This window comes from Oleiphilus sp. HI0080, assembly GCF_001635135.1.
In genome coordinates, this window is sequence record NZ_LWFU01000727.1 from 1 (window position 1) to 823 (window position 823).

The 823-nt window shown below is 50.7% G+C and carries 1 protein-coding gene; it reads left to right on the forward strand.

What is annotated here, in order from left to right; all coding sequences use genetic code 11:
* Positions 1–36 precede the first annotated feature (36 nt).
* The gene (locus A3751_RS15530; RefSeq protein WP_068466614.1) at positions 37–636 is read left to right on the forward strand and encodes a sigma-E factor negative regulatory protein; all 600 of its coding nucleotides are present in this window, start codon (positions 37–39) and stop codon (positions 634–636) included.
* Positions 637–823: the final 187 nt, after the last annotated feature.

An 823-nucleotide genomic window follows, 5' to 3' on the forward strand; every position in this document is an offset into this window, starting at 1 on the left:
TATTAGGTGGGGTTAGGCTCCACAAGAGAGGTTGAAGTGGACGACAAAATGAAAGAGTCGATTTCTGCGCTCATGGATGACGAAGCGAACGAAATTGAAATACAGCGTTTGCTTTCAAAGTCAGATTCGAAAGATCTGTTGGATACCTGGAAGCGATACCACAATGCGCGCGACGTGATGGCCGGTATGCCCGGTCGCTCAGTCGACGTGGATATCGCAGCGAACGTTGCGGCAGCAATTCGGGGTGAGTCACAAGTATACTCCGCGGTTGAGCAGCCCAAACCTTCCTTAACCCTGGCTTCGTCTGTTGGTGTTGAACAAGCCGAGAACGAGACGAGTTCGAATCCTGTAAATAAAGCCTGGAAATTTGGTGGGGCAATCGCAGCCTGCCTCGTTGTCGCATTTGGATTTAGTGACTTGGGAGGCCGGGGTGTTCCGAGTGAAACTGCGCAGTTAGCTGTCTCAGGTGGTGATCCAAGCGCAGAAAGCCAGCTGGTTATGAATGATTTGGATGAAAGCCAGATCAGCAGTTTTAATCAGTATTTATTGCGTCACTCAGAGCTTAGCACCGTGACGGTCGCTTCTGGTGTGGCACCATTGATTCGTGTTGCCAGCGTTAACTCTGTCGGTATTTAGGGCGGGGTTGGTAGTTGGTGTTTAAGCTTGGAATCTTATCCATGATATTAAGAAAAACCTCAGTGCTGTTGATGCCGGTGCTCGCGTTGTTGCTGGTGTTATCAAGCATCGCCCGAGCGGATGGCGATGACGCTGGAGAGTGGATAAGCAAAATGCGCGCTGCGGCAACCAATGAGTCTTATCGCGG